Consider the following 3,472-nt stretch of genomic DNA (forward strand, 5'->3'; position numbering starts at 1 on the left):
GGGGGGGGGGGGGGGGGGGGGGGGCGTCTCCGGGGCAGCTACGCGGCCTGGAGGCGGTCCCGCTCGGCGGCCAGGGTTCCGGCCAGCGTGCGGCGGGCCTGGAGGCCAGCGGCGCCTCTTGAGTACTTGCGACCAAGGCTCCCACGGACGAGTTGAAGGGCGGTCATTGTGACAGCGGAGTAAGTATCAGAAGGTACGGAAGAGATGTAAAAAACCCATGCGGATAGTCTATACATACAACGTGTCGTTTTTTAGACCCGGCGCACAGTCATAGCCCTCGTGATTTCTCTAGGGCTCCCGGTCGGCTCCCTTCCCGATAGGCTGACCGCCGACGATGGGGCGGGAGAGGAGACTGCCCGGGCAGCGTGCCAGGACTCCAGCGGGGGCACGTCGGCACGTCGGACCCGGTAGGGTCGAGGGGCACTCGGCCGGAGTTGTCCACAACCTTTGCGGGGAGCCACCTCCTCCCGCTACGTTCTCCCGCGAACGCCTCCACGGTCTCTGCCTGAAAAGGAAGCGGCCCCGCGTCAGGCAGACGCGAGGCCGGGAGACCTGGTGAGGACTTCCTGCCCTTTGCCGCTACCAACGGCGCCGGGCTTCATCCGACCGCCGACGTGAACGGCAGGCAGATGCACACCGAACGTAAGACACCCGACCGCCCGTTCCCAACCCGAACGGGAGTCCCCTCTGGTGGAGAGGGAGACCGGCCCCCCAGGACGCACTCCAGGTCCTCCAGCACGTCCTCCAGAACCGCCCCGCCGGAGCTTGTCCCTCCTGCGGATAACGCTACCGGTTCGCCCCGTGCGGGCTCTGAGGGCCGCTCTGAAGACTCCCCCCCAGAGTTCGACCTGGCAACGGTCCGGGAGTCGAGGCAGACGCAGCTTGAAGTTCTGTGGAGGGAATCCAGCCGTCCCCGTCAGCGGAACTGTCGGCGGGCCCCGGCGGCCTCGTCTGTGGGCTCAGTCGGCGTCCACCGGTCGGCCCGGGGCACGTACTTCAGCGGCCTTCAGACGTGCGGCCACTCCACCTGCCCGGTCTGCGGTCCGACGATTCGAGAAGCGGAGCGCGTCCGGCTGCGGGCTCTGGTGGAGGCGCACCTGGAGGCGGGCGGCTCGCTCTACGTTGGCGTGCTGACGCTCTCGCACGGCCCCCGGGACCGGGTGGAGGACTTGATGGACGCTCTAGACTCTGGCCGGTCAGCCGCTATTGGAGGAACCGGCGGGAGCCGATGGGCGAAGGATCGACGGGACTTCGGAGTGCAGGGCGTGGCCTGGCACCGGGAGGAGGTCCACGGCCGGAACGGGTGGCACGTCCACGTCCACCTGGTGCTTTTCACGTCCGGGCCGCTCACCTCGGAAGCGCTGGAGGCGTTGCAAAAACGGCTATATGGGCGGCATCGGGACGCCCTAGAGGCGCGGGGCTTTCGGTCGCTGGAGGCGTTCAACGGCCTCCAGGAAGTCCGGGCCCCGGAGGCCCTGCCCGGTTACCTGACGAAGGCCGACGGCGCGGCGGACCGGGTGGCAGCCGAGAGCACCCGAGGCGACGTGAAGACGGGGAAGGGTCTCACCCCGGGACGGCTCCTCCAGCGGTTTGTGGAGACCGGCGACATGGACGACCTGAACCGCTGGAGGGACCTGGAGGCGGCGGCGGCGGGGCGGCGCTGGAGGCACCTCCCGGCGGCCCTGGTGAAGCGCTACGGCGTCGGGACAGAGGAGCCGGACCTGGAGGCCGGGACGGAGGAGGAGGAGAACCTGGAGGCGGCGGAGGAGCGCGACCGGGCGGACGCGAAGACAGTGACCGGAGGCGTCGAGGTCTTTCGGATCCCGCTCACAACCTGGAGGACGTTGACGCGGACGTTGGGGGCGGTCGGCAAGCTCCGGCACCTCGTCCACGTCGGCGACCTGGAGGCAGCGCGGGCGCTGGTGGAGTCGGCGGCCAGGGAGACGGCTCGGAGGCACCGGGACCGGGGCCCGGCGTGGGCTCGGCACGTTCCGCCGGAGCCCGTCGGCGTGGACAGGCTCGGTGCTCAGTAAGGAGGCGCGACGATGGGGTGTCGCCGCGCCTCCAGGGTCTTCATCGGCCTTGGCACGGGAGTTGAGATTCCCCAGGTCCCCCCTACTTTCGTGCCCTTAGCGGCTGAAAATGGACGTTTCCAGCCACCGTGTCGGGTTTCAGGTGCAACGGCCGTATCGTTTGCACCACGCGAGGCTTAGTCCCTCTTCGACCCGCTCCCCATCTCTCTCAAGAGTCGGAACAGGTTGATGAGGAAACTGCCAGCGCTTATCAGCGTGGTGATTTCCACTGTGTCTACCGTGACGAAGTGATCTCGCCCCCCGCACGCCCGACGTTGCAGCGTCGGGCGTGCTCTGTTCTGTGCTGCTCTGCCAGAGGGGTTCGAGAGTGACCTGGTAGAACATGGGCGCAGGCACGCAAGGGGTGTGCCGCGGGTAGCGGACTCCCTTGCTCCTGCCCTTCAGCATTATGACGCCCGTCCTCGGTTTGTCCACGACGGCACCGGAAACAGGCTCCTAGACGATAGCAGAGCCGATCCCGATGTCAAAGAAATCAGTACGGGTCGGCCGTTCCACACCCCCTGCGGGTGAGCGCCGAACTCTCGTCGTACGTCTCCGGCCTGATCTCCTACCCGTCGTCTCGTCCCGCTGAGTCCGGCGTCGGCTCGGCATCCGGGAGAAGGTGCTGGAGGGCGGCCAGTCGGGCAGCGGCCTCTCCTCCGGCGACAGGAACGGCCTCGAATCCGGGGCGACCGTCGAGGCGCGGTAGTTGGATCGTCCCGGGCTTCGGGCGGGGCAGGACGGGGCGACGGCGCTTCATCGGATCGGGGTTCGGGTGGAGGCGAGGTCAGCCCGTCGAGGCGAGGCCGCGAAGGGCTCCGGAGATCAATGCAGCGCCGACGGCCAGCCCGCCGAGGCCAGCGGCCCGAGCGGCCAGGATCTCCTCCAGCACCTCGGGACGCTGGAGGTCTTCGGCGTGCTGCGCCCCAAGCTCCCGGATCGACTCCAGGCGGGGGCGGTCGGCAGGATGGACCTGGAGGACGGTGCCGAGGTCACGCATGGGCCTGAGGGGCAGAGGCAAGAGCGGCCAGCCTGTCGGCTAGGGCTTCGAATGCGTTGCGAGGCAAACCGGCACGACGGCCTTCCTCCAGAACAGCACGAAGGAGCCCGGCGGCCAGGGCGTCGGCCTCCCGGCGGTCGAGGTGTTCGCGCTCCAAACTGAGGAGACGAACAATGGCACCGGAGACGGCGGCGAGCGCGTGACCGGCCCGGGCAGCGTCGGCCAGGGAGTCGGCCTCCAGCGCGTGCCGTTCAAGCTCCCGGCCGACCGTGCTTAATGCGATCGTAAGCCGCCTTGGGGTCCATGCCGAACGGACCCGGCGGCGGCGCTTAGGGGCCGCTGGAGAGGCGTCTGGAAGCGTTCCGGGCATCGGGTGGACCTGGAGGAGGGGGGAGGGGGG

4 protein-coding genes are annotated in these 3,472 nt (G+C 68.9%); 2 read left to right on the forward strand and 2 right to left on the reverse strand.

Features of this window, described 5'->3' with window-relative positions; translation table 11 throughout:
- Positions 1 to 38: 38 nt before the first annotated feature.
- Complete coding sequence (locus tag B1759_RS20385) at positions 39 to 167, reverse strand: hypothetical protein (RefSeq protein ID WP_255380581.1); 129 nt, start codon at positions 165 to 167, stop codon at positions 39 to 41.
- Positions 168 to 1,127: 960 nt separating this feature from the next.
- On the opposite strand from B1759_RS20385, the gene B1759_RS17655 reads away from it, so the two are divergent.
- A complete protein-coding gene (locus tag B1759_RS17655; RefSeq protein WP_143537473.1) occupies positions 1,128 to 2,033 on the forward strand; it encodes a hypothetical protein in 906 nt (301 codons plus the stop codon).
- Positions 2,034 to 2,859: 826 nt separating this feature from the next.
- On the opposite strand, the gene B1759_RS17660 is transcribed toward B1759_RS17655, so the two are convergent.
- Entirely contained in the window at positions 2,860 to 3,072 is a 213-nt protein-coding gene (locus B1759_RS17660; RefSeq protein WP_095516412.1) for a hypothetical protein, read from the reverse strand.
- 142 nt (positions 3,073 to 3,214) lie between these two features.
- Here B1759_RS17660 and B1759_RS20390 point away from each other — a divergent pair, with 142 nt between their 5' ends.
- Complete coding sequence (locus B1759_RS20390; protein WP_255380582.1) at positions 3,215 to 3,349, forward strand: hypothetical protein; 135 nt, start codon at positions 3,215 to 3,217, stop codon at positions 3,347 to 3,349.
- Positions 3,350 to 3,472 lie beyond the last annotated feature (123 nt).

Source organism: Rubrivirga sp. SAORIC476, assembly GCF_002283555.1.
GTDB lineage: Bacteria > Bacteroidota > Rhodothermia > Rhodothermales > Rubricoccaceae > Rubrivirga.